The following is a 24,605-nucleotide window of genomic DNA, read 5'->3' as shown; positions in this document are numbered from 1 at the left end:
GGGAGGCCCGGATCTGCAGGTTTCTGCAGATCCGGGCCTCTTTTCGTGCCTCCTTCCGAAGAACAGAGGAGGACGGATATGAACGTCAGTAGTCGTTGGGTATGGCACGCGGGTGGCACGCCCGCACCTTCCAGAAGAGAGCGGGGTGGTCCGCCGACCGAAATTCGGTCCCGGCGTGCCACCGACCTCGTGCCACAGCGTGCCATAGGGCGCCTCGTAGCCCGCGAGAAAACCCTGATAGAAAGCCACTTTTGGGAGGGCATGACCTCTAGTGGCACGCAGTGGCACGACGGTTCGCGTGAGTCCGCTCGAGACCAGCGGAGGACACGATGAGCGCGACGAAGACCCGGGAACCAGCAGCAGTCAGGCGTGAGAGCTGGGGGAGCCTTCGTAAGCTCCCCTCTGGCCGGTGGCAGGCTCGCTACCCCGCACCCGACGGCGAGATGTACACCGCCCGGACGGAGGACGACAAGCCGCTGACGTTCCTGACGAAGACCGATGCCCGCGCGTGGCTCGCCGGTGTTCACACGACGATTGCCCGTCAGCAGTGGGAGCCGCCCTCGGTGATCGCCGCTCGACGCCGTGCCACAGCGGAGGCAGAGAAAGCACGGTCCATCGGCTTCTCCGAGTACGCGGAACGCTGGGTGGCGTTCATCCGCGCGGAGCCGAACCGCAGTGGCAGGAAACGTGCAATCGCCACCGTCCGCTCTTACAAGAGCAAGGTCGACGGGTACCTCATCCCAGAGTTCGAAGACACCCCGATCCGGCAGATCGACGAGGCCCGTATCCGGCAGATGACCGATCGTCTCGACGCGATTCCCTCGCCACTGAATCCGAGATCGAAGTTCAACGGCATCACGCGACCGGTGCTGATCGTCCTCATGATGATCCTCCGCCAGGCAGCTCGAGAAGGAGTTATCCCCGCTGCGCCGAACATCTCCATTCCGAAGCAGGAGCCCGTGCGGCACGACGCCGATCACGACGAGGACGAAGACGTCGCGAGTCCCGAGCAGGTCGAGGCTTTGTATGAGGCAACACCGGGGCACTGGGCGATCATGGTGCTCTTCGCGGCGTGGTGCCAGCTGCGGCGGGGGGAGTGCCTGGGCTTGCAGCGCAGGGACATCGAGTGGCACGACGACGGCACCGCGACCTTGCATGTGCGTCGGCAACTGAACGCGAACACCGGCGACTACTCGGAGAGGCTCAAGAGCGACGCCGGTAGGCGGACGCTCAGCATCCCGAAGCTCATGATCGACCGCCTCAAAGATCATCTGCGGGACAACGTCGCGGCCGAGGCCAAAGCGCCACTGATCCCCACCAACATCCGTGGCAGCGTCCCGCTGTCGAACACCCGATGGGGATACGTGTGGGCGGATGCTCGAGATGGTGTCGCTGACCTCCGGCCGCGATTCCGGTTCCACGATCTCCGTCACACGGGGCTGACGATCTTCGCCCAGGAGGGCGCAACACTCGCAGAGCTGATGCGCCGTGGCGGCCACGCCGATATCCGTGTCGTCCTCCGCTACCAGCACGCCACGATGGCCCGCGATCGTGAGCTCGCGGACCGTATGAGCGATCGCGTTCAGGAGCGGATCAACGCGGCCAGGACGGCATGAGAGTCGCCGTGGGACAGTCATGGACACCTATCAGGAGAAAGATTTCATCAACAAGGGAGGCACCACCATGGCCGTTCACGATCGTTCACAGTCCCCAGCGCTCAAGCTGATCTCGCTGGCCGTCGCCGCCGACACCTACGGAGTGTCGATCAAGACGCTGCGCCGCCGGATCTCGGATGGCACCGTGCACGGCTACCGGGTCGGCCGGCTGATCCGCGTCGACCCGGACGAACTCCGCGAGAAGCTGCTCATCGAGATCCCTTCAGCGAAGTAAGCGCAAGACCAAGAGTGGGGCGGGCCCGAAGAGGCCCGCCCCACTTGTTGCGGTTCACCGTCAACTCAGACCGGCAACGGCTCGTCCCGCAGGAACGCAGCTTCCGCTTCCGCGCGCCGGGTGACGTCTTCGACGACGAAGTCCACGAAGTCCTCGTCGCGGTCTGTGATGGGGGTCTCCTCACCTGCCGGGATGGGGTCTTCGCCGGGCCAGACGGTTTGCCGGGAGGGGCGGTCGCGGTCGAGGCGTGTGCCGGCGATCTGCACCCATTCGCGTAGCCGGGTCCGGGCGGCGGCGAAGTCGGTCATGAATGAGATGGGGCCGGCGGCGTCTTGTTCGGGGTCGTAGCAGCCCAGCCACCGGGTGTAGAGCGCGGACAGCTCCCACACGAGTTCACGGTGGCGGTGCCACATCGGTGGCACGATCTGTGCGGGCAGCGCGAACTCGTGTCGCAGCCAGTTGACCCATTCGTTGAGGTCGAGCCATTCGTGCTCAGCGTCGTCCGAGGACAGGGTGCGCCAGTTGATCGGGCGAGGCACGGGCGGGAGATCATCGCTCCCGCCCGTGCCCGCCTGGCTGCCGTCCCGTCTCTCGCCCTCGTCGAGCTCGTCGCCCTCGTCTTCGTCGAGTTCCTCGATGTCTGGTTCGTCGGACTCGGGCTCGAAGTCCACGTCCGGGTCGCCCAGTTCGGGATTCTGGGTCGGGTCGTTATCGGCCACGTCACTGTCCTCCGGTGGGGGTTATCGAGCGACGGCTTCCATCGCGGGCGCTTCGGCCTCCCGCGTGGTCGTGGGGGTGGGCGAGCCGAGTTGGGCTGCTCGGTCGGGCTCCTCACGCTCGGCCTCGCGTGTGACGTCGCGGTCGGCTTCGCGCTCGGCCTGGCGTTCGGCAGCAGGGCGGCGGTCGATCGTGAAGTCGGTGATGTTTGGGTCGGGGGCGATGCGCTTGGCGACGAACTGCTCGTCGGTTCGCTCTTCGCCGTTGACGTCGCGCGTGTACTCGCGGGTGTAACCCTGTGCGACGATGTCGTCGCCCTTGACGTACCTGTCCGCGGACATCTCGGCGGACTTCCCGAACTGGATCAGGTCGTGGTAGGTCGGGTCGAGCTTGCGGAAGGATCCGTCCTGCTGGGGCTCGTAGTGGTTGATGCCGACGCGGGCGTAGAAGCGTGCCTGCCCGGATTCGGAGAAGGTGAGGCGGGGATCGGCGGAGATGAAGCCGTTGATCGCCTGCGACGTCTTGATAGCCATGAGAGCTGAGGTCCTTCCTGATAACAATGAGCTGTCTGGTGCCCCCGCGGTTGAGTGGGAGGCACCAGACAGGTGCGCGGGTCAGACCCCAGACGACGGACAGAACCGGCTTCAGGACGTGTGCAGGAGCGCCTCGATCTCCTTCCGATCCGTCTTCAGCTGCGTGGCGTCCTTGCGGGCAGGCCAGGCGCGCAGGTCCGTGATGATGGGGCGGGCGGTTCGGAGCATCACGACCCCGATCCCGAACGGCAGCGTGCGGATCACGTCCGGAGGCATGATCGCCACCCGGCGGATCGAGCGTTGCGCGGAGCGGTGTCCTTGCTCCCCGATGGTGACGGAATCGGTGATCTCGTCCCTTTCCCCGATCAGCGCCGACAGGTCCTGCAAGTCCCGCGAGTTCGATGCGCCGCCGAGGATGACTTTCACGATCGATGCGTCCCACAGCGCGTTGGCGTTGTTCTCCCCCCACTTCTCCCGCGCCTGGGCGAGGGACTGCAGCACCGGCAGGGTGGTGATCCCCGTGCCACCGCCTTCGGCCATCAGCGTCGGCAGTGACGGCAGCGGGGCGAGGTTGCCGATCTCGTCGAGGGCGAGGAGCATCGGCGGGTCCAGCCGGGTGCCTGGTGAGGTGGCGGCGATCTTCCGGGCAGTCTCCACGAGGTCTTCGATGAACGCGGCCACCAGCGCCGAGGACGCCCCGGCCCCCGCACCGGTGGCGAGCAGGTAGAGGGTGCCGCGGTCCCGGATGAACGTCTCCGGGTCGAACCGGTCTCGCGGCCCCGGTGTCACCGCCGCCAGCACTCGCGGGTCGGCTAACGCGCTGAACGCGAGGGAGACGCCTTGCCAGATCGAATCGCGCGTCTTGGGGTCTGATTGCAGCATCGCATCCAGAGAGTCCGCCCAGCCTTGCGCTGCGTGCGGGTTGGACTGCAGGACGCGCACCGCGTCCGCGGCGGCGGCTGGGTTCAGCGCCCACTGGTACAAGGTGGCGGCGTCTCGCCCGTCCAGCGCAGCGGCGTGGAGGAGCCCTTGGATCGCGGCAGCGGTCTTTCCCTGCCAGAAGTCACCGCCGGACACGGAGCCGAAGTTCGTGGCCGTGGCGAGCCCGGTGGCGCGGATCATCGCTGTCAGGGGGTCCTCGCATCCGCGGACTGGGGACCACTTCATACCCGTGGGGAGTCCTTCAGCGAGATGCTGCGGATCGAACACCGCGACCGGCCCTACACGCTGTCGGGCCTTCAGCGTCGCGGTGAGGTTGTCGGGCCGGGTGGAGGTCGTGATGACGGCGCCGGGGGCGTCGAGGATCGCGTTGATCACGACGTGCAACCCTTTGCCCGACCGGGGCGGCCCGATCAGCAAGATGGAGTCCTCCACGGTCGCCCACACCTCCTGCCCTTTCGACCGACCGAGGAGGTATCCGACGTCCTCAGGGGCCGGGTCCTCCAGCGAGGGCCGGAACGTGCCTGCCCGTTTCGTGAGGGCTTTCGTCCCTGCGGCCTTGGCGACATCGCGTGCAGTGGCGATGCCTTGGAGCAGGCGCGGGTCCTGCGCACGGGTCTCCTTCCCGCGCGCGATGACCCGCCACGCCCACCACGCGATGACCCCGAGGATCGCGAGTGCGATGGCGAGGACCAGCCAGTACACGACCGGGCTCAGGCCCGGCGCGCCGATCGCCTCTCCCGGGGCCGCCGGGGTGAGCAGCACGCCGAGCCCCGTGGAGGGCCCGCCAGCGGGTTGCGGAAGGCCGGTGAGGAATGCGGCGGCACTTCCGGCGGCGCGGAGTAGCCCGGCCAGGACGGCGAATCCCGCCAGGGCCGCAAGGCCCAGGTTCGCGAGCACCTGGGAGGGCTGATGCGGGTTCATCCCAGGTCCCCGACGACGTGAGCGGTGCCGGAGATGCGGCCGAACAGCAGCACCTCGCCGCCCGTTGCGAGCTCGCGTTCCTCGATCAGGTGCCGCACATGCCCGTGCCCGTCGGCAGAGGAATGCCGGATGACGACAGCGAGGGCGACGTCCTCTCCAGGCACGTATCCGTCTCCGGTCGCCTCATACAGCACCGGCATCTCGCCCCTACGCGCTGATGCTTCGGTCTCCGGTGCGGCGGCGGGTGCGGCTATCGGTGCGGGCGGGGTGAGGACGTCGGTGTAGGTGGTGCCGTCGTGTTCGATGATCTCCACCCGAAGCGGTGCTTTCCTGCGGCGCAGGACCTCTTCGATCAGCCCACCGAGGGCGTGCCTGCCGATCGGCTCCCCGGTGACGCGTGCGCCGTCGAGGGTGACGCTGATCTGATCGTTCGCGTCTACCCGGACGACGAGGTGTGGGAGTACGATCGGCACCACGAGATCCCCCTCGGCGTCGCCCGTCGTCGCACGGTTGCGTCGGGATCGGCGTGAGGGTGCATGTTCGCTCATTTTTGCCGCCCGATCATCCGCGTGGTCGTATCGAACGTCGACAGCTCGTCCGGGTGCAGCTGGTGTTGCACGACGAAGGATCGTTCCTTGATCCGCCACAGTCCCTGCCCCGTGCCCAGGCCCGGGAGAAGGGACTGTTCGGTGCCGGTGAGGCCGAGCGTGGTCGCGGTGGTGCCGAGCTGGTCGGCTTCCTGCCGGTAGATGATCCGCGTCTCCGCGTTTGCCAGCAGCGACGAGGCGAGGGCGCGCATTGCGGACCCGCTGTCGCCGACGTTGTCGAGGTCGGTCAGCTTGTGGAAGATCAACATGTTCGCGATTCCGTAATGCCTCGCCAACCTCCACTGCGCGTCCATCCGCTTGAGCAGAGCGGGATGCGACATGAGACGCCACGCTTCGTCGTAAATCACCCACCGCTGCCCGCCTTCGGGGTCCAGAAGGGCCGATTCCATCCACGCCGACGAGCACGTCATCAGTACCGAGATGAGGGTGGAGTTCTCCGCCACCCGGGACAGATCCAGCGAAATCATCGGCAGGGACGGGTCGAACACGACCGTAGAGGGACCATCGAACAGCCCCTGCAGATCTCCGGCGACCAGGCGCCTCAGTGCGTGACCGACGAGCCGTCCGTCTTCGGCGAGCCGCTGGTCGACGTCACCAGCACGGTCCGGGGTGAGGATGCGGTCGACGACCATCGGGAGGATCGGGACGTCGTTGCTGGCGACGACCGCGGAGAGGGCGACATCGATCGACGTGTGCTCAAGCGGTGACAGCGACCGCTCGAGGACGGTCTCGGCCAGCGCCCCGATGAGTTCCCGGCGGCGGGAGGCGACCTGCGTAGTCCATTCGATGTCCGTCACACCTGACGGGCGGTGACCTTCGTCGAGCGGGTTCAGCCGGTTCCTCAGACCATGACCGAGGACGATCGCCTTGCCTCCGACAGCTTGGGCGACTGGCGTGTGCTCACCTTTCGGGTCTCCGGGGACGTAGACGCGACGCCCGAACGGAATCGACCGCGTGTACAGCGACTTCGCCAGCGACGACTTCCCCGAGCCGACGATGCCGGCCAGAACGATGTTCGGCGCGGTGATGACACCGCGCTTGTACAGCTCCCACGGGTCGTACACGAACGACCCGCCGGAGTACATGTCCTGTCCGACGAAAACGCCTTCGGGCCCGAGGCCACCTTCAGCGAGGAACGGGTACGCCCCAGCGAGAGCGGCGCTGGTGTCCTGATGGGAGGGCAAACGCAGCCCCCGATGGGTGCGCAACGCCGCGTGCCCGGGCTCGCCCGAGGCAGGCAGATAGGTCGTGGCGCGGCGCTCGGCCTGTTCAGCATCGCGTCGCGCACGGGCTTCGACTTTGCGGGCAGTGATGTCCTTCGCGTGGACTGCGGCGGCGGCCTTGCGCCGGGCTCGGCGCTGCTTGCGGTGCTCGGACTCCGGCCCGATCAGCACCGTCGAGTACACGCGACGTTTCGGGGTGCTCACAGCACGACTCCTTCCTGCGCCCGCCCGGGCGGGCGGACGCAGGAAGGAGGTACGGGACCGGCGCCCCAGGAGTCAGACGGTGCGCGCCAGGGGCAGCGCAGCCGCGGTGAACGCTTGGGCTTGCTGACCGACCAGCCGCCGCGTTTCGCAGGACGCTTGGATGGCGGCCTGCTCGATCTTCGACACCGCCGCCTCCAGCTCGTCCGGATTCGGGGCGCTGACGGCGATCAGCCCGGTGTATCGGAGGATGCCGTGCCCGCTGGTGAGGTCGGCTTCCTGCTGCAGCACGTCCTGGTACTCGGCGGTCTGCTGGGCGTCCTCGACCTGCCCGATCTTCTGGCGTTGCGCGGCGTCCGAGATGTATTCGACCTTCTTCTTGCGGATGTCGCGGGCGGCCTGATCGGACCGGATCGGAGTGCACAGCAGTGAGAACGACCGCCGCACCCCGGATGCCAGGAGCACCGGGGACAGGAACCCCGGATACACCAGTGACCGCGGCCACTCGCTCACCCACAGCACCGCATGGTGCGCGCTGTCCGAGCGCAGCCCCTCCCACGTCTCCTCCACGGCCACGGGACCTGCGGTGGCGAGGTCCTGTCCGAGGTTCCCGGAGCGCTCCAGCGTCGCCGCGATCGCAGGATCGTAGGCGGAGCGCAGGATCACCGCGAGCTGCCCCGGGGTGAGCCAATCCGTAGCCTTCAGGTCCGCGGAATGCAACGCCGCGGTGAGAGTGCTCATCTCCTGCCGCAGCACCGCCGCGGCGCCCTTCATCCCGCCGCCGGCGGTGCGGATCGGGCGGGCGGCGGTCTTCATATCCAGAGCGAGGGAGATCGTCGTCGCGTGCCGTTCACCGGCCGGGCCTGCGCGATTGATCAGCTCCGCGTAGGTGCGCGACGTCCATGACTCGTCCCCCGGGTTGCCGTGCTCCGCCCACCACTGCGCAAGACCCGTCCCGGAATCCGGGAGCGTGCGTTCGAGGATCTGGAGACGGGCGATGCGTCCGGAGCGGCAGCAGGTCGCCAGCACACGACCCCACCCGGAGACCCGGCGTTCCTGCTCGCCCGGGTCCAGCAGCACGAACGCAGGGTGGGTGACCTCGAGCAGCGCGGTCAGTGTCGCCGCGTGAGGATGGTGCACCATGACCGCCCCGGTGACGGGGTCTTCGTATTGACGCAGCGATGCCATATCGCCTGGGAGGGCGAGGGTGCCGGCTGGACGCGGCTTGACGACCCGCATCCGGTAGATCGTCTGCGTCACGCTGACCCGCCACAGCCAATGCGCCCCGACCGGCAGCCACTCGACCGCCTTCCGGCCCGCGATCGGGACCCAGGTGATCGCCAGGCAGGTCACCCAGATCGGAGCCGTGTAGGCGAGGATCATCCCGCCGCCGGCGTACAGCGACCCGATGAACGCCAGCCCGGCGATCGCGAGCGCGATCACCTGGGACAGCGACAGGCCCAGGATCAGTCCCCGCCTGGTGAGGCGGGAGAACTTCACCGGTGTGAGCGGGTAGTCGTCTTTCGTGCTCTGGTGTTTCGTCACGGGTCAGTCCTTCCCCTCGGGCGCCCTATTCGGCGGCGGCGGGTCCTTCGGTGGCGGCGTCGACGACGGACCAGACGATGCGGGCGGCGGGCTCGATGGCGGTGCCTGCGGCGCCGATGGATCCGAGGGCGGTGCCGCGTTCCCGGAAGGGGGCGGGGCGCTGTCCTGGCCAGCGGCAGCTGCCTGGGTCTCTGCGGCACCGCCGATCGCGCCGCCGAGCTTCGGGCCGGCCGTGGCGGCTTCCTTGACGGCCGCCGCCGCGATGACTGCGACCGCGGCGGGTCCGGCCGCGGCCGCACCTCCTGCAGCAGTACCGCCACCTGCAGCAGCCCCGCCGCCACCCGCTGCACCACCAGCCGCACCGCCAGCGGCGCCGCCACCAGCCGCAGCACCGCCTCCGGCTCCGCCGGTACCGGCAGCCGTCGCCCCGCTCCCGCCGTCCGGGGGCGGCGTACCACCGCCCCCACCACTGTTGCCGGGCGGTGGCCCGTCGCCTTGGCCTTTCCCGTCGAGGACTTTCTGCGGGCCGTCGCCGGCGGGCTTAGACGGGGATGGCACGGGCCGGTTCATCGACTGCTTGGCCTCTTGCTCCGCACTCATCGCGTGATACATGTCGAACCCGATGAACGAGATGAACTTATAGACCATGTAGGGCGCGAACGCGGCGACGAACATGAGCACTATCCCAGCGATGGGGTCGGCGATGGATGCCAGATCGAAGTCGATCGGCTGGGACACCTGGGTGATCGCGACGAGGAACACCACGACGAGGACGAGCTTGGACAGGATCAAGGCGATCACGAACGACACCCATTTCCCGAACCAGCCGCGGGTGACATCCCAGCTCGCGCCGCTGATCGCGATCGGACCGAGCACGATCGCGACGAGCAGCAGTGCTTTGCGGATCAGGAGCGAGAACCACACGATCGCCGCTGCGGTGATCGCGAGCCCGGCGAAGAAGATGGTGATGATCGCCCCGACACCGGGGGCGGTGAGGTTGATCGCAGTGAGCCCCGCGGCGAGCAGGGCGATCTTGTCGCCCATCGCTTCCATCGAGTTCCCGGTGGCTTGGATGATGCCGATGGTCAACTGGTCGGTGATCTCCAGCAGCGTCGCGGTGAGCGTGATGATGAGGAACGACCCGAGCACGCTCTTGCCCAGTCCGAGCGCCGCCCGAGAGAGGGCGGTCGGGTCGCGACGGATGAGGCCGGTGATCAGCTGCAGGCAGAAGAAGACGAGCATGATCAGCACGGCGACGCCGAAGAGGATGTTGTAGACGCCGACATATTCCGGGGACTGGACGTCGACGAGGGTGGTGGTGTCGAAGACGTACCAGACGCCCTCGAACAACCAGGCGGCAGCTTGTCCCATTGCTTGGGCGAGCCAGTCGAACGGGGCCGCGACGAGCGTCGCGGCCCCTTCTCCGACGGCATCGCACACGTTCGAGATGACCGGGACGTCGCACAGTGCCATGACGGGCCTCCTTCCGGGGCGGGGCGGTGGTGGAGGAGGCCGTTCAGACCGCCTGGCCGACGTTCCAGAAGAAGTTGATGAGCGTCACCGACGCGCCGCAGATGATCGCGGCACCGCAGGAGACGAGGACGCCGATCTTTCCCCGCCCGGCCAGATGCGGGTTGCTGCTGTTCGCGCCGAAACCCCAGATGATCGCCGAGATGATCAACGCCAGGACGCTGAGGATCAGGCCGATCGTCATCACGGCGCCGACGATGGTGCGCAGCTGCGCGATGCCGGGCAGCCCCGAACTGTTGGGGTCGATGTCGACCTCCATCGGGGCCAGAGCGGCCACGTGGGGCAAGACGGTGGTGGTGAGATCGAGAACGGCGGACACGGGTGCTCCTTCATGAACCAGGCGGATACCCGGCCAGGCGCCGGCCGGGTATCGCACAGGTGCGCACACCGGACCCCGCACGGCAGAAAGCGGGGCGGTGGAGCCTCGTCTCCTCCACCGCCCCGCCCCTGAGCTCTCGCCTCCCGACCCGGGTTAGAGCTGCCCGCCGATCGTGATGAGCCAGTTCATCCATGCGACCCCGGCCCCGGCAAGGGCGGCAGCACCGAGCGCCGTCCACACGCCGATGCGGGCTTTCGTGGCGACCTGGTGGTGGCCGTTCGCGGAGCCGATCGCCCACATGATCGCGCACACGATGAGCATGAGGACGGCGAGGATCAACACGACGGTCAGCAGCGCACCGATGATGCTCTCGAGCTCGTTCGATCCGCCGACGGCTCCGAAATCGGGGAACACACTCCCGGACAGCACGGGCTTCGTCGGGACGTGGGGATGCGGCATGAATGCTCACCCGTCTTTCACGGAGATGTGGATGTGGTCGAAGTGGCCGCCGGTGACGTCGCCGGGGTCGTGCATGCCGCCGCCGGTATAGTGCCGCCACCCCTCGTCCGCCTGCGCGGGCGACCAGATCGTGCCTTGCCAGATGAGGTAGGAGATCCCGAGGGGCTCGGCGTTGGCTTGAAGCCATTCGGTGACCTGCCACCCGTAGGCGACCTGCTCGCTGGTTGGGTAGTGGCCGATCTGATTGCCGACGGTGACATCGCACGCCCGCCCGAGAGGATGATCCGACCGTGTCCCTGGTCGTGGTGAGTAGCACGCCCACCCGGTGTCGGCGAACGCGTTGCGGGTCTGGACGACCATGTGCGCGGTGCGGGCGGTGATCTGCCCGCTGGTGCCGGTCGGGTCATCGACCATCTCGGTGCCGTCGCCGGTGAACTCTGCCGCTGGCGTAGTAGTGCCGGCGGGTGCGCAGCCGGGGCCGGGGGTGCTGGTGCCGTCCGGTTCGGCGGCGCCGTGGTCGATAAGCCACTGGTCGGCGTCGATCGATTCGGTGCCGGTGGAGCCAGGCCGGATCTCGAAGTGCAGGTGCGCGCCGGTGGAGCGGCCGGAGGAGCCGACATCGCCGATGTGAGTGCCGGCGGTGACGGTCTGTCCTTCTCGGACGTGGATGCCGTGTTCCCACATATGCGCGTACACGGAGCGGACGGCTTCGCCTTGCACGGTGTGCTCGATGATGATGAGGCCGCCGTAGCCGCCGTTGAACTCCGACCACACGACCCGCCCGTCAGCGGCCGCGTAGATCGGGGTGCCGTCGGCGGCGGCATAGTCGGTGCCTGCGTGGTAGGTGGTCTCGCCGGTGAACGGGTCGGACCGATACCCCCAGTCGCTGGTCTTCGTCCACGTCCCCTCGGGCAGCGGGAACAGGATGCGGCTGGTTTCCGGTACCGACCCGGTGCCCCCGCCGGTGCCGGAGGGTGCCGGCACGGTGAGGGCGGCGAGGATCGCTTCGGCGACGGGCTGGTAGTTCTGATATCGCTCCGGGAACGCGCTGACCTCGACCGCCTGGGCGACCTCGCCCATGTCCATGCTCTGCCAGCCGGGGATGTCGAGCATCCCCCGTGGGGAGGGGAAGTTCGGCCCCGACGGACCGCCGTAGAACGCGCGGGCCTGGTAGGTGGTGTCCATCAGCTCGGCGACGGTGCCCCACCCGGCCTGCGGTCGCATCTGGAACAACCCGAGGGAATCGTTGTCGCTGCCGTTGCCGTCGTTCGGGTAGTCCCCGGATTCGGGGTAAACGCCGGTGTTCGACAGTTGCCGTAGCACCGACTCGGTGAGAGCGGCCATGAGCGCGATCGTGACCCCGCGGACATCGACGCCGTCGGTCTGCCCGCCGACGGTGATGATGGTCGCGGCGTGCGTGAGTTGCTTCTTGTTCAGCGTGAACGTCTCACCGTCCCGCGTGGTCACTTCCAGCTCGTCCGGGATCGGCCCCACGGTCAGCGACGACCCGGGGCCGCAGCTCGCGTTCGCGGCGGGGTTCATCAGCACCCCGACGCCGACGAGCGCGGTCGCCGGTCCTACGCACAGGGCGAGGATCGCCAGCACGACGAGGATCTTCTTCAGCACGACAGCCCCCGGGGGTCAGCGCAGCGGGTTGTCGAGCTCGGACAGCCGCAACGTGTGACAGTCGTCGAACGTGGGCTCACATGCGAGGAACACGGTGAACGACACCGGGTGTTCACTGGTTGCTTCCTGCCCGGAGACTGTGCCGGTGCGATACCGGGTGGCGTCGATGGTGACCGCGATCATCCCGTCCACGATCGTGCCCGACCGGTCCTGCGCGACCGCGTCGGCCCAGGCGTCGGGCACGACCGCAGTCTCGATGGTGAGGTGCTGGGTAGTGGCGTGCCCGGTGAGCTGCCGCCAGGCGTCGGACGCCGGGAAGTAGCCGGCGATGTCGGAGGCAAGACCGGGGGTCTCGGTTCCGGTGGGATCGGCGTCGGAGAGCACGACCTGCCCGTAGTCGGCGGGCCCGAGCCCGGATGCCGTGTCCCACGTGAAGAGGGATACGGCGACGGCGCGTGCGTACCGGATCGGGTCGTTCGTGCGCGGCAGCGGCATCAGGTCAGATGGTCCGGAGGGCGTCGAAGCCGGTGGCCGCTGTTCGGAGGCGGTCGGGGCCGGGGCAGGCGTGTTCTCGTGCGGGCGGGCGATCAGTCCGTACACGCCCAGGCCGACCAGGACGAGAAGGATGATCGTTCCGGAGATACCGGCGATCAACAGGGCGCGGCCCCGCTTGCGCGGGGCCGCATCGGCGAAATCGGTCGACATGGCAGGGGGCGTCCTTTCACAGCAGATCCGTCAACGGTGTGTGCCATGTAGGTGCGGGCGTCTGACCCCACCCGGCCGGTCATCTCACGGCACCAGGCCCGTCCTGGTGGTGGTGCGGCGTGCATCGGCGGCGGTGTCGAGGAACGCGGTCGCCTGTTTACGGTGGCTGGTGATCGCCTCCCACTGCTCGTCGGTGGCGTACTGGCCGACGAGCGTGGCGTCGTTGATCTCCCACCACCCCTCCGCTTTCGCGAGGATGTCGACCAGCCGGCGGGCGTGGTAGCGGCCCCGGACCCCGTCCGCGGACATCCCCTCATCCTCCGCACCCGATTCGCCGTCCTCCTCGGTTGCCGCAGTGGAAGTTGGCGTGAGGGCGAGCTTGCGGACACGGGCGATGGCAGCGGCGACCGCCCGGGATCGTTCCACCGGTCGGTCGATCTGCCGCACCGCGCGGAGCTCGTCGTCGGCGGCTTCCCGGACGGCGGCAGTCGCGGACTCGTTCACCGCGGTCTTCTCCAGCCAGCACACCCCGCGCAGGGCGATGACCTCGTGGTAGCGGCCGTGGACCTTCGCGTCGCCGTTGATCTCCACGACCGCTTCGGCGGCTGCCCGCCGGACTCGTTCGTCTTCGTCCTCGTTGGTTGCCAGCCGTTCCAGCGCGAGGACCTGCTCGAGCTGTTGGGAGGAGTCCCGGCCGGTCACCGCGGTCGCGGCCTGCACGCGGGACTTCCGCTTCGCCGGTGGTTGTGAATCCCAACGGCCGCTGTCGCTACCCTGATAGGTCGCGACGATCATCACTTCCTTCTCCTCCGGGTCGCTGTCGTCGGCCTCGCCGTCGTCCGAGCCCGGGAGGGCGGCGGCGCCGAACCGAGTCGCGGCCTGACGGCGGGCGTTCTCCTCGGCCAGGAGCGTCTTGTACTCCGCGTACAGGGCCGCCTTCTCCGTCGTGGTGAAATGCTTGTGGAGCAGATTGTCGTCCTGGATCGCCAGCAGCGTGCGCAGCTTGTCGGACACCTCAGATGCGATCCACACCGGGACGGTCGCATGCCCGAGCTGCCGCATCGCTTCCAGGCGGCGCCTGCCGGAGATGAGGACCCCGTCGGAGGTGATCACGATCGGGCACAGCAGCCCGAGGGTTTGGATCGACGCGGTCAGATCGCTCAGATCACCCAGCTCACGCCGGAAGGAGCGACCCAGGACGATGTCGTCGATCGGGAACTGCGCCACCGGCTGCCCATCTGCGGGCACCCTCGCGTTCATGCGGCCGCCCCTCTCGTGAACTTGCGGGAAACAGCGGCAAGCTGATGATCAGCAAGAAGATCCTCGGTACGGTCACCGAGCAGCAGCCGCGCAAAGATCCCCAGACGTGCCGGATCGGCACCGGTGGCTTCCTTCTTCGACCGCGGCCCGAGCAGCAAACGCAACAGCCCGCTCCAATCGCGAGCGGAGAACCCGAGCCGTTGCCGCATCGCGTCGTCTTTGCGGAGCACGTCGATCCCGGATTGGGTGCTCGCCAGAGTCGTCAGCCGGTGGCAGATATATTCCACCGCGGTCTCGATGGTGCGGGGATGCCAGCCTGTGCTCACCAGGAACACCGACGCGGACCGCACTACCCGTTCCACGGCGACGGTCGGTGAGGCCGGCGGGCTCGCGGCGGCGAGCACATGGTAGAAGAATGTCTCGTAGTGGCCGGCCCGCATCGGGTACTCGTCGGGACGCTGATCGGGCCTGCGGGCCTTGTCCGTCGAGGTGAGCAGACGTTCGGCGTGCACCTCGGCCGCGATGCCGAGCTCCACAGCGCGGGTGATCGCCGCCCACGGGTCCGCGGCACGGCGGATCGCCGGCGTCCGCATCGCCATGAACGCCTCGTACGCGGCATCGGCGGGGTCGCGGTGCCAGGACCGTGCGAGCGGAAGGTACTTCTCCTGCGCATACTGCATCAACGCGCGGGCGGCGGGGTGTGTGCGCCAGAGATGCTCGGCGGTGAGCTGCTCCAGCAGGACACGGAGCCCTTCGCCGGTGGTGAAGTCCGGAAGTGGTTCAGATGAAGGTTCTCTCATGAGGTCAACTCCTTAGGACGAGGTGACCAATAGGTGTGTGAACGCGACCCCAAACCCTCGGCGCGGTCAGGAACCGATCCTGTGCACTCGGGCGGCGCGTCTGGCATGAGCGTTGCTCTTCGCTCACGCTCGACCAACACCACCTCTGCCAGTGGACATGCCGCAGCGAACTCGCGGCCCGCAGCATCGGCCGACCGCCGGGGGCATAAGTTGGTCATGACCTTCGCGAACCTGTTGCAGGCCTCGCGAGCTTCGCCTCGTATCCCCTCTATAGCCATGCGCTACTCCTTCCCAGGGACTCCCGCAAGACGCGGAACGCCTTGCGGCCATGAGCTGCGTCGGGAGGATTAACGGAGCGAGGACGGATAGCAGACGGAGTGCCGACCATCAGGCTCCACAGCGAACCCGACATGTCTGGTCCGGTCTACTGACCTGCGGCGTATCCGTCGAGATGCACGTGACGAACTTGGGTCATTCGTCGAGAGTCACGGTTCATGCGGCGAGTAGCGGTAAGGGAAGCCGAGGTGACCGTCGCATTCTCTGCGAACCTGATGGGCAAGTTCGTTGGGACGATGCCATCGCCTCACAGAGCTGAGTCATTGACAGCGACAGCCTTGCCTTGTCGATGATCAGGAACCGTGTGTGGTGTGCGTCGGTATTGTGTCGGCGTGATGCCGTAGCGACGGTGGAACCAGTGGGATGCGACGCGCGGGTCGCTCCACCCGACTTCGCTCGCGGCACGCATCACGGAGATGTCTGTTTCTTCGATGAGCCGCGCGAACTCGGTGAGCCGGAGTTCAGTGAGTAGGCGCATTGGGGCGGCGCCGGCGTGCTGTACGAACATGCGGGTCAGGTGGGTTCGTGAAAGTGAGAGTTCTCGTGAGAGTGCTCCAACGGTCCACGGCTCTGCGATCCGCCCGCGAAGCAACTGGATTGCTCGACCGATGTAGCCGATAGATCCGGTGTCGGTCAGTCGTCCATTGATGGGCGTCCACGGTGTTGTGGGGGTGTCCGATGCTTCATCAAGGAAAGTTGGCAGTATCAGCCTCATCCATCGTGCGAGAAGCTCGAGAGTGTGAGTCGCGACGACTTCGGGCGAATGGGTCCCGCTACGCAGGATGCTCATCTGTCGCCATAGCGGCTCGACCTGCCGCAGGGCAGCGATACCCGGTGCAAGGACGATCGCGCGGCCGTCCCACTCGAGGGGGTGCATTCCTGCGACCACTCGCTCTGCGTCGGGAAGGAACCATGCCATCTGGGTGCGCCAGAACCGTTCGTCGGCGTAGATGGCCCAGATGCGTACGGACGGTGATGGGCGCACGCGGCACCATTTGCCGGTGCCGAGGGCAAGAGACATGCCAGGACGCAGGACGTGCACGCTCTCAGCAGTCTCGAGGGCGCAAGAGCCTTCGACGACGTTGAGTATCTTCGCGTGCCGAAATACGGTACGGCTTGATGGAACCGTGCGCACCATCTCTATGGCCGCGATATCGCCTGGTGCCCGAACCGCTGCGTAGGGGCGCGTGAACCTGAGGGGCGCAGCGGGTGGCAAGTCATGTGCGGCCTCGAACGCGTCCTCTGGCGTAGCGGCCACGCTGCGCATGGCACGCTGTCAGCTCAGCTTGCCCTCCGAGTCGCGTGGCCGCACGCGGTGTTCGCTGAGGATGGAGACCCGATTGAACATATTGATGGCTGCGGCGACCCACTCCGCGGCCGCGAACTCCTCCTCGGCGAGGGTGTTTCGGGCCTGCGCGAGCTCGGCATTCACGGCGGCGTCGAGCGGGAGTCGGGTGGCTGCTTCAGCGATCGCGAGCAAGGCTCGCTCTCGATCGCTGAACAGAGTCGACTCGCGCCAGGCGGGCAAGACGTCGAGTACTTGCTGATTGACTCCTGCGCGCCTCGCCTGCCGTGAATGCAGATCAAGGCAGAAGACGCATCCGTTCAGCTGTGACGCCCGAACCTTGACCAACTCGCTCTCCGCGGGAGTGAGCCCACGTTGCGACGCGGCCTCAGACACAGCGGTCGCGAACGTAGAAGCGGCTTCCCATGCTTCAGGGACGGCCTTGTCCATGTATGGGCGCGGTTCATGCAAGGTGGACATCAGCGATCGTCCTTGGACGAGTCACCATCGGAGTCGAGGCCCTTTCTGACCTCGTCCATATCGAGTCCTCTGACGTTCTCTACGACTTCAGCCAAGGCAGTGGGCGGTAGGGCCCCCGCCTGGCTGAAGACGAGTAACCCCTCACGGAAGGCGAGCAGAGTCGGAATCGCGGTGATCTGGGCGGCCGCGGTGATGCGCTGCTCCGACTCCGTGTCGAGCTTCGCGTGGACGACGTCCGGATTGTCTAACGATGACTTCTCGAAGACCGGCGCAAACTGGTGGCATGGTGCGCACCAGTCCGCCCAGAAGTCGACGAGGACGATGTCGTTCTGATTGATCGTGACCTCGAAGTTGTCTTCGGTCAGTTCGACGGTTGCCATGCGAGTTCTCCTCTTGTACTCATGATGCTCAGTGGTGGTGTCCGTGGGGGTTGCCGGGGAATCGCGCGTCGACGATGTCGGCATACTCCGGATGAGCGCGGATGTACGCGGCGGCGAAGGGACATGAGACCGTCGCGGTCATGTTGTCCTTGCGGAGACTGTCCAGGGCGCCCCCGAGGAGCCGCGCAGCGACTCCCTTTCCACGGAACTCCGGGAACACCGAGGTTGCGAGGAGGAGCACCCGGTCGCCGGTTCTGCTGTAGAGCAGGCCTGCAGCGAGCTTGCCGTCCACGGTCGCTTCGTACAGCTCTGACTCGACGTTCTCCGTGATGACGAAGTCTTCCGCTGCGTCCGAGGAGACAGCCGGGAGGTCGGTGTCGGCGTCGGTCGCGGTCAAGCCGATCATTCCGTCGGGATGTTTCATGTCTCTCCTATCGCGAGATCTCGGTCAGCGGCCCGGTAGTACCCAGTCGGGCCGGATGAAATGGCACGAGTACCCATTGGGGTGCTTCTGCAGGTAGTCCTGGTGCTCGGGTTCGGCCTCCCAGAAAGGGCCGGCTTCGCCGACCTCGGTCAAGACTTCTCCTGGCCAGCGGCCCGAAGCGTTGATCGCTTCGATCACGTGGAAGGCGACTTTCATCTGTCCCTCGGTCGTCGTGAAGATCGCTGATCGGTAACTGCGCCCGATGTCGTTTCCCTGGCGGTTCCGAGTCGTGGGGTCGTGAATCTGAAAGAAGAACTCCAGCAGTATCTGGAATCGGATGATCGAGGGGTCATAGATCACTTCGAGCGCTTCGGCGTGATCCCCGTGATTACGGTAGGTCGCGTTGGGCGTGTCGTCGTCGCCGGAGTATCCGACACGGGTGCTCACCACGCCCGGGAGCGAGCGGAAGAGTTCCTGGGCTCCCCAGAAGCAGCCGCTGGCGAGGATCACTCTCGAGGTCGGCATCGTCTTCTCTCTCTTCGCGGCGGGCAACACGCCCCTTCGGGTCACGATACGGAGCGGAGTGCTGTCCAGGTGGCCTGGCTGTGCAGCGTAATGTCCGCGACCTGCGGCGTTCGGAAGCGGGACCGGCGGTTGCAGGGAGAAGACAGCTCTCTGCAGGAGCAGGCCACACGGGGCAGAGAAGCGGACCTACCGTCAGAGGAGGCGCCGGAACTCCGGCAAGCCAGCGAACCGTGCCCTACGGTGAGGAGAGATCGTGATATCAGAGCAGATCGATTTCGAGAATGTGCGCTTTGATCCGGATCTCTCTGACTTCCATGAGCTTGCGAAGCAGATGGCCACGGGGTTCGGGTACACCGCGAAGCTGTCGATCGGTGATCGCCTAGCCGCCCTTCTCCGATTGCGGGTTGCGCAGATCAATCCGTGCTCCTACTGCCTGATCCTGCACACGCGTATCGCCGTGGAAGTCGGCATCGGCGCGGCGATGGTCGCGCACCTGGCGAGCTGGCGGCAGAGCACGATGTTCTCCGGTTCCGAAGCACTCGCACTCGCGTACTGCGAAGCGCTGACACGTTACGAGCACGAGCACTTCGATGAGATGCATCAAGGGCTGACGGTGTTTTTCGATGAGCGTGAGATCGCCGAGATCGCAGCCGTCGTCATCAACATGAACGTGTGGACGAGGCTGAAGCTCGCGCAGGGCGCGGTGCCAGTCGTATTGCCCGGTGACGAAGAGCCTGCTCGTGAGACTGAGAGCCCAGGCGTCGGGGGAAAGAAAGGGAACCCATCATGACTGACGGATCGGTCAGCGGGCAGGAGATCGAGTTCGATCTGCTTCCGCCGGATGAGAGCCTCGACTCGGATCTTCTCGGCGAAGACTCCGACGACGACGGCCCGGGATACTCTCCGCCGGAGCGGCGGTCATCCGAACTGTCGTGGGGATTCACGGCGCGCGAAGCACGCACCCGAGAACCGCTGGCGGCTCGCTTGGCGCGTGAGGTGCCGGAGTACGAACCTGAAGAGCCGATGGGCGACGGGATCGGCGACATCATCGGCACGGACGGCGAGATCCTTGACGACCAGGTCGGATCGGTACGCGCTGGGCGGCTGATCTGGACCGAACCCGGCAACCCTGACCCGTCCTCCGACTTCTGGGCATCCGACATCGGCATCGACAATGGTGCCGCCTCCGCCGAGGAGGCGGCTATCCATGTCGTCATCGACGAGGGCGACTATGACCGGCAATAGTCTGGAATCAGACCGGGGAAGCCCGGAAGACCGGCGGAGGCTGTAATGATGCAGCAGACATGGGACTCGCGCAGCATTGATCCACGTGACCGCGTGGAGACGATCCGGACGATGCTCTGCGAGAACCTCGTCCAGACAGACCTGACTCTCGACCCGCAAGGCCGCGAGGCTCGCGTGAGCGTGTCTTACCAAGACATTGGGCAGCTGAGAGCCCTGTCCGTCCAGACGGTGCCCTCGCTGGCTGCCCTCGCTATGCGCCCCCAGCGGATGATCACAGCGGACAACGACGAGTCATTGTTCGTGGTCTTCCAGCGCGGCAACCGGTCGATGCTGCGCCGTGGGGATGACCAGACCGTGATGACTCCAGGCAGCATCGTCGTTTACCCGAGCACGAGCCCCTACGTCCACGCTTTCGACGAGGGGGTCATCGGGGACTTCTTCCGACTGCCGTTGGGTGTGGTGGGGTTGACGGCGGATCAGATCGGCGAGGTCTCTGGGGTGGATCTGCGTGAGCGGACCTCGCTGGCGGCGCTGCTGCAGTCCGTGCTCGGGGGCGTGATGGACTCCGAGCTCAGCCTGCGCGACGAGGTGGACGTGTTCGCGCCTGTCGCCGACCTGCTGAAAGTGACCCTGCTCAGCGCCCTCACTCCCGACCGCGCCACGACCCGGTATCCGCTGGCCGAGCAGATCGTCACCTACGTGCTCGACAACCTCACCGACCCTGGTCTCGGGGCCGCCCGGATCGCGAAGGACCTGCACGTGTCCGAGCGTCTGCTCTACGCAGAGATGTCCCGCGCCGACATCCGGCTCGCGCAACTGATCCAGTCCCAGCGCCTGCGCCGCGTCCGCGACGCCCTGACCGCACCGGCCACCATCGATGTCCCCATCGGCGTCCTCGCCCAGCAACACGGGTTCGTCTCAGCCAGCCACTTCAGCCGCATCTTCCGCGAAGAATTCGGCACCACACCCCGCCAATGGCGCAACAACACCACACCTCGCCCCGATGAGACCCAGGACGAGAGCCGACTGGACCGCCCGCAGCAGATCAGGCCAGAGGAGACGTACTGATGAACGAGCCGCTATCTGACCTCACCGTCATCGACGCGGAGGAAGTTCGAGCACCGGATATCCCTCGCGCGCTGACGGCCGCATCGATCCTGTACGAGGACGGGGCAACGCAGGCATTCGCCGAGGACGGCAAGACCGTGTACGTCGAGAACGGAAGACCCACGTTGGGGGAGTGGTATGTGGATGCAGAGGGGCAGTTCTGTTCCTTCTGGCCGCCGGACTACCGCGCGTGCTATGAACTGCGCTGGCTCGTCGAAGACGGGCGGATCGCTGGTCTCCGCTTCCGCCGCGGGTCCTACAGCGCCATCGGCCGGTATCAGCTCCCCGGGCCTGACAATGCCGTCAAGGAATGAGCAGGGCGTCGCGGCAACGAGCCAGAAGCTCGTAAAGACGGACGCGCTCCACCGGCTCAACCTCCACGGTCATGCGATGAACGACCGAGGAGACTTCCTCATGTGCGCGTTCGAGGAGGAGTTCTGCGGCATCGTTCAGCACCACGCTCCGTTCCCGCCTGGGCCCAGGATCACTCGAGCGGGTGACCAGTCCCCGCTTCTCCAGCCCCTGAAGCAGCACGTTCATCGACTGGCGAGACACGAACGCGCGCCGGGCGAGTTCGGAGCTCGTGATGCCTGGCGTGTCCTGCAAGGCGGTCAAGCACGCGTACTGCGGCACACTCAGCGCCAGCGGGCGAAGCCGATCGTCCATTCGCTGGTTCAGGAGCGACTGCGTCTCCTTGATCAGCACCCCCAGCGACTCCGGGCTCCGGTCCAATGCATCCATGTCAATAGTTTGACACACACTCCAACGAGTGTCAGGATATTGACACTGGCGATATTGAACAGAACAGGAGCCTGCTCATGGCAGCAACAACCACCGGCCCGGACTTCGTCTCTTTCCAGGTGCGGGACCGCGCCGTCTCCGCGAAGTTCTACGAGGAGCTCGTCGGACTCACACGCCTCCCAGACTCGAACCCCGCGGCGACCGTCTTCTCCGCAGGAGGAGCCGCGTTCGCCGTCCGCGACCCGTTCCCCGGTGTGGATCTCGACGCGATGCCTCAGCTCGGCGCCGGCGCCGGAGTCTGGTTCCACAACGACGACGCGGAAGGCGTGCATGCACGCCTGGTCGACGCGGGAGTGGCGATCGCGCAGGAACCGTTCGAGGGGCCGTTCGGACTGCAGTTCTCATTCCGTGACCCCGACGGCTACGTCGTCACCATTCACGCCCGCGCCTAATGCCACCATGGCGCAGCACACCCTCTCGGTCCAGGTCCTCGGGCCGTGGTCCTTGCGCACCAGCAAGCGGTTCTGGGAAGAATTCACCCCTACCGCGATCGCGGCCGGCGGCGACCCGGACGTCCTCTCTGCGCGCTTTATGAGCGAGCATGACTGGACGCCCGTGTCCGCCCGCGTCACCCAGCGCGGGGAGAGCGCCCAGATCAGCCTGTCCGGCACTGGCGATCTGGCCGCAGCAGCTGAGCAGGTGTGCCGCTTCCTCTCTCTTGATGTGGACGCGCGGGCCTGGGCGGCTGTCGGCGATCGCGACCCGATCATCGCCACCGCCCAAAGGGCTCTCCCCGGATATCGCCCGTGCGGCTTCCATTCGCCCTACGAAGCCGCAGCCTGGTGCGTCTTGTCGCAGCGCACTCGCGTCCCGGTTGCTGCCCGAGTCCGCCGCGACCTTATCGTCGCGCACGGGGACGACGGGGCCTTTCCCGCGCCCGATGCGCTCATCCGCGCCATCGACGCCGGAGAACTGGACCTACCCGGTCGGAAGCCAGACTATCTCCGGGCTGTCGCCGAGGCTGCGCTCACCGGACTGCTCAACGGTCCCCGGCTCCGAACTACGCCCGAAGAATCTGCTCGCCGCGAGCTCCTCACGGTGACAGGCATCGGACCGTTCGCCGCGGACCTCGTCCTTATCCGCGGCGCCAACGCCCAGGACGTCCTTCCGCGCGCGGAACGCCGCCTTTACGCCGAGATCTCCTACCAGTACGGGCCCGAATCGCTGCTTGAGGAGGTCGCAGAACGCTGGCGCCCCTTCCGCTCCTGGGCCGCGGTCCACCTCCGTGCGCTCCGAGAGCAGCGCACCCGTGAGATGAGCTGATCGATGACGTTACGGCTCTTCGACAGCGGAACATCATCGTTGTGCACGTTCGCGCCCCTGCGACCGGGTCGCGTCGGCATCTATCTGTGCGGTCCGACCGTTCAGGCTCCGCCACACGTCGGCCATCTCCGCTCGGCAGTGGTCTTCGACCAGTTGCGACGATGGCTCCAGATCGGCCACGAGCTCGACGTGACCCTGGTCCGAAACATCACCGACCTGGACGACAAGATTCTTGCTGCGAGCAACACGGCGGGCGTTCCATGGTGGGCGTGGGCTGCTCGCCAGGAGAGGGCGTTCGCCGACGCCTATCGCATGATCGGTATCTTGCCGCCGACGATCGAGCCGCGCGCGACGGGGCATACCGCCGAGATGCTTGCGTTCATCGACCGGCTGATCAAACGAGGCCACGCGTACCGAGCGGGAGACGATGAGAGAGACGTCTACTTCGACGTCTCATCATGGCCTGACTACGGTTCTCTGACCTCACAGGAGACCGGCACTCTCCCCGGAGACGAACATGCCGATCAGGCGACGGGGAAACGCGACCCTCGCGACTTCGCGCTCTGGAAATCCGTTCCCTCAGATGTGGCGGTAGGAGAGGCGAGTGCCGCGGGCGCGGCATGGGATTCGCCTTACGGGCCGGGACGCCCGGGATGGCATCTGAGCTGCTCGACGATGATCCTCCGCTACCTGGGAGAGAGCTTCGACATCCACGGTGGAGGGCTCGACCTGCGTTTTCCTCATCATGAGAATGAGCAGGCGCAGTCCCGTGCCGCCGGATACGGATTCGCGCGCTACTGGATGCACAATGGCTGGGTCACGTCCGGCGGCGACAAGATCAGCAAGTCCCTCGGCAACGCGACACCCGTCGACGATCTTCTGCAGGGGATACGTCCTATCGACCTGCGCTACTACCTCGGATCGGCCCATTACCGGTCGAACCTGGAGCTGACCGAATCCGCCCTGCGATCCGCCGCGGCGGCGATGCGCAGAATCGAAGACTTCATCGCCCGGAGCGCGAACGACTCGAGGCAGACGGCGGATGCGAGCAAGCTGCCGGTCGCATTCAGAAACGCCTTGGATGACGACCTCAACATCCCCATGGCCCTCGCCGTCCTCCACGACGAGGTCAGGCGCGGCAATACCGCCCTCACCCAGCACGACGCGCGGGCCGGTGCCGACGCACGGGACGCCGTGCTCGCCATGACGGGCGTCCTCGGCATCAATCCGCACGAGATGCCGTGGGGCAAATCAACCGCTGGACCCCTGCGCGTCGAGCGGGCGTTGGAGATTCTGATCGCCCAGGCGCTCGACCAGCGAGCCCAGGCCCGCACGGTCGGGGACTTCCGCACGGCAGACCGTATCCGTGACGAACTCGACGCCGCCGGCATCGTGCTCAGCGACAGTCAGTCGAGCACGACATGGGTCTTCGGTGAAGCAAATAGCGCATGATCCGAAATAGCAACAGGAGGGTTCTTCA

28 protein-coding genes are annotated in these 24,605 nt (G+C 66.7%); 9 read left to right on the top strand and 19 right to left on the bottom strand.

Annotated elements, in window-relative coordinates; translation table 11 throughout:
- Positions 1 to 329: 329 nt before the first annotated feature.
- Both EDC82_RS14160 and EDC82_RS14155 read left to right on the top strand, forming a co-directional pair.
- Entirely contained in the window at positions 330 to 1,616 is a 1,287-nt protein-coding gene (locus tag EDC82_RS14160; protein ID WP_074041160.1) for a site-specific integrase, read from the top strand.
- A 19-nt stretch (positions 1,617 to 1,635) separates the two neighbouring features.
- Positions 1,636 to 1,890 carry a helix-turn-helix domain-containing protein gene (locus EDC82_RS14155; protein WP_235006257.1) on the top strand — a complete coding sequence of 85 codons (255 nt, stop codon included), beginning with the start codon at positions 1,636 to 1,638 and terminating at the stop codon, positions 1,888 to 1,890.
- Positions 1,891 to 1,955: 65 nt separating this feature from the next.
- On the opposite strand, the gene EDC82_RS14150 is transcribed toward EDC82_RS14155, so the two are convergent.
- From EDC82_RS14150 to msrA, 18 genes are all read right to left on the bottom strand, one after another.
- Positions 1,956 to 2,609 carry a hypothetical protein gene (locus EDC82_RS14150; RefSeq protein ID WP_235006256.1) on the bottom strand — a complete coding sequence of 218 codons (654 nt, stop codon included), beginning with the start codon at positions 2,607 to 2,609 and terminating at the stop codon, positions 1,956 to 1,958.
- Between the two features lie 21 nt (positions 2,610 to 2,630).
- Positions 2,631 to 3,140, bottom strand: a complete 510-nt coding sequence (locus EDC82_RS14145) for a single-stranded DNA-binding protein (RefSeq protein WP_074041161.1) — start codon at positions 3,138 to 3,140, stop codon at positions 2,631 to 2,633.
- A gap of 111 nt (positions 3,141 to 3,251) precedes the next feature.
- Complete coding sequence (locus EDC82_RS14140; protein ID WP_074041162.1) at positions 3,252 to 5,003, bottom strand: type IV secretory system conjugative DNA transfer family protein; 1,752 nt, start codon at positions 5,001 to 5,003, stop codon at positions 3,252 to 3,254.
- Positions 5,000 to 5,551: a hypothetical protein gene (locus EDC82_RS14135; protein ID WP_131941907.1), complete on the bottom strand. Its 552-nt coding sequence runs from the start codon at positions 5,549 to 5,551 to the stop codon at positions 5,000 to 5,002. Before EDC82_RS14135 ends, EDC82_RS14140 begins: the two co-directional genes overlap by 4 nt.
- Positions 5,548 to 7,038, bottom strand: coding sequence for an ATP-binding protein (locus tag EDC82_RS14130; RefSeq protein WP_074041163.1), 1,491 nt, complete (start codon positions 7,036 to 7,038; stop codon positions 5,548 to 5,550). The genes EDC82_RS14135 and EDC82_RS14130 overlap by 4 nt, the downstream gene beginning before the upstream one ends.
- 72 nt (positions 7,039 to 7,110) lie before the next feature.
- Positions 7,111 to 8,580, bottom strand: a complete 1,470-nt coding sequence (locus EDC82_RS14125) for an SCO6880 family protein (RefSeq protein ID WP_074041164.1) — start codon at positions 8,578 to 8,580, stop codon at positions 7,111 to 7,113.
- 3 nt (positions 8,581 to 8,583) lie between these two features.
- Positions 8,584 to 10,053, bottom strand: a complete 1,470-nt coding sequence (locus EDC82_RS14120; protein ID WP_074041165.1) for a conjugal transfer protein TrbL — start codon at positions 10,051 to 10,053, stop codon at positions 8,584 to 8,586.
- 43 nt (positions 10,054 to 10,096) lie between these two features.
- Complete coding sequence (locus EDC82_RS14115) at positions 10,097 to 10,369, bottom strand: DUF6112 family protein (RefSeq protein WP_074041176.1); 273 nt, start codon at positions 10,367 to 10,369, stop codon at positions 10,097 to 10,099.
- A 213-nt stretch (positions 10,370 to 10,582) separates the two neighbouring features.
- On the bottom strand, positions 10,583 to 10,888 hold the full coding sequence (locus EDC82_RS14110) for a DUF6112 family protein (RefSeq protein WP_074041166.1): 306 nt from the start codon (positions 10,886 to 10,888) through the stop codon (positions 10,583 to 10,585).
- Positions 10,889 to 10,894: 6 nt separating this feature from the next.
- Entirely contained in the window at positions 10,895 to 12,514 is a 1,620-nt protein-coding gene (locus EDC82_RS14105) for a M23 family metallopeptidase (RefSeq protein ID WP_235006255.1), read from the bottom strand.
- A gap of 15 nt (positions 12,515 to 12,529) precedes the next feature.
- Complete coding sequence (locus tag EDC82_RS14100; protein WP_074041167.1) at positions 12,530 to 13,219, bottom strand: hypothetical protein; 690 nt, start codon at positions 13,217 to 13,219, stop codon at positions 12,530 to 12,532.
- Positions 13,220 to 13,303: 84 nt separating this feature from the next.
- Positions 13,304 to 14,446, bottom strand: coding sequence for a ParB N-terminal domain-containing protein (locus EDC82_RS14095; protein WP_160126274.1), 1,143 nt, complete (start codon positions 14,444 to 14,446; stop codon positions 13,304 to 13,306).
- 29 nt (positions 14,447 to 14,475) lie between these two features.
- Positions 14,476 to 15,279, bottom strand: coding sequence for a hypothetical protein (locus tag EDC82_RS14090; protein WP_074041169.1), 804 nt, complete (start codon positions 15,277 to 15,279; stop codon positions 14,476 to 14,478).
- Between the two features lie 583 nt (positions 15,280 to 15,862).
- Complete coding sequence (locus EDC82_RS14085; protein ID WP_160126273.1) at positions 15,863 to 16,636, bottom strand: AraC family transcriptional regulator; 774 nt, start codon at positions 16,634 to 16,636, stop codon at positions 15,863 to 15,865.
- A gap of 255 nt (positions 16,637 to 16,891) precedes the next feature.
- Complete coding sequence (locus EDC82_RS14080) at positions 16,892 to 17,380, bottom strand: carboxymuconolactone decarboxylase family protein (RefSeq protein ID WP_074041171.1); 489 nt, start codon at positions 17,378 to 17,380, stop codon at positions 16,892 to 16,894.
- Positions 17,380 to 17,760: a co-chaperone YbbN gene (locus EDC82_RS14075; RefSeq protein WP_119217789.1), complete on the bottom strand. Its 381-nt coding sequence runs from the start codon at positions 17,758 to 17,760 to the stop codon at positions 17,380 to 17,382. Before EDC82_RS14075 ends, EDC82_RS14080 begins: the two co-directional genes overlap by 1 nt.
- Positions 17,761 to 17,788: 28 nt before the next feature.
- A complete protein-coding gene (locus tag EDC82_RS14070; RefSeq protein ID WP_083604036.1) occupies positions 17,789 to 18,184 on the bottom strand; it encodes a GNAT family N-acetyltransferase in 396 nt (131 codons plus the stop codon).
- A gap of 24 nt (positions 18,185 to 18,208) precedes the next feature.
- A complete protein-coding gene (msrA, locus tag EDC82_RS14065; RefSeq protein WP_074041179.1) occupies positions 18,209 to 18,709 on the bottom strand; it encodes a peptide-methionine (S)-S-oxide reductase MsrA in 501 nt (166 codons plus the stop codon).
- 253 nt (positions 18,710 to 18,962) lie between these two features.
- Here msrA and EDC82_RS14060 point away from each other — a divergent pair, with 253 nt between their 5' ends.
- Genes EDC82_RS14060 through EDC82_RS14045 form a run of 4 tightly spaced genes read left to right on the top strand, consistent with a single transcriptional unit; the run spans position 18,963 to position 21,375 of the window.
- Positions 18,963 to 19,499 carry a carboxymuconolactone decarboxylase family protein gene (locus EDC82_RS14060; protein WP_235006254.1) on the top strand — a complete coding sequence of 179 codons (537 nt, stop codon included), beginning with the start codon at positions 18,963 to 18,965 and terminating at the stop codon, positions 19,497 to 19,499.
- The gene (locus EDC82_RS14055) at positions 19,496 to 19,954 is read left to right on the top strand and encodes a DUF5709 domain-containing protein (RefSeq protein WP_074041172.1); all 459 of its coding nucleotides are present in this window, start codon (positions 19,496 to 19,498) and stop codon (positions 19,952 to 19,954) included. Before EDC82_RS14060 ends, EDC82_RS14055 begins: the two co-directional genes overlap by 4 nt.
- A 45-nt stretch (positions 19,955 to 19,999) precedes the next feature.
- Positions 20,000 to 21,022 carry a helix-turn-helix domain-containing protein gene (locus EDC82_RS14050; protein ID WP_131941905.1) on the top strand — a complete coding sequence of 341 codons (1,023 nt, stop codon included), beginning with the start codon at positions 20,000 to 20,002 and terminating at the stop codon, positions 21,020 to 21,022.
- Positions 21,022 to 21,375, top strand: coding sequence for a hypothetical protein (locus tag EDC82_RS14045; RefSeq protein WP_074041318.1), 354 nt, complete (start codon positions 21,022 to 21,024; stop codon positions 21,373 to 21,375). The genes EDC82_RS14050 and EDC82_RS14045 overlap by 1 nt, the downstream gene beginning before the upstream one ends.
- On the opposite strand, the gene EDC82_RS14040 is transcribed toward EDC82_RS14045, so the two are convergent.
- Positions 21,365 to 21,802, bottom strand: coding sequence for a MarR family winged helix-turn-helix transcriptional regulator (locus EDC82_RS14040; RefSeq protein WP_074041316.1), 438 nt, complete (start codon positions 21,800 to 21,802; stop codon positions 21,365 to 21,367). The genes EDC82_RS14045 and EDC82_RS14040 overlap by 11 nt on opposite strands.
- Before the next feature lie 77 nt (positions 21,803 to 21,879).
- Here EDC82_RS14040 and EDC82_RS14035 point away from each other — a divergent pair, with 77 nt between their 5' ends.
- From EDC82_RS14035 to cysS, 3 genes are read left to right on the top strand one after another with little or no spacing between them, the layout of a single operon-like run.
- Positions 21,880 to 22,254 carry a VOC family protein gene (locus tag EDC82_RS14035; protein ID WP_074041313.1) on the top strand — a complete coding sequence of 125 codons (375 nt, stop codon included), beginning with the start codon at positions 21,880 to 21,882 and terminating at the stop codon, positions 22,252 to 22,254.
- Between the two features lie 7 nt (positions 22,255 to 22,261).
- A complete protein-coding gene (locus EDC82_RS14030; protein ID WP_074041311.1) occupies positions 22,262 to 23,125 on the top strand; it encodes a DNA-3-methyladenine glycosylase in 864 nt (287 codons plus the stop codon).
- Positions 23,126 to 23,128: 3 nt separating this feature from the next.
- Complete coding sequence (gene cysS, locus EDC82_RS14025) at positions 23,129 to 24,577, top strand: cysteine--tRNA ligase (RefSeq protein WP_074041310.1); 1,449 nt, start codon at positions 23,129 to 23,131, stop codon at positions 24,575 to 24,577.
- Positions 24,578 to 24,605: the final 28 nt, after the last annotated feature.

The organism is Dermacoccus sp. SAI-028 (assembly GCF_004346775.1).
Lineage (GTDB): Bacteria > Actinomycetota > Actinomycetes > Actinomycetales > Dermatophilaceae > Dermacoccus > Dermacoccus nishinomiyaensis.
The sequence above is the reverse complement of the archived record's forward strand: the minus strand, read 5'-3'. Positions and strand labels throughout refer to the sequence as shown.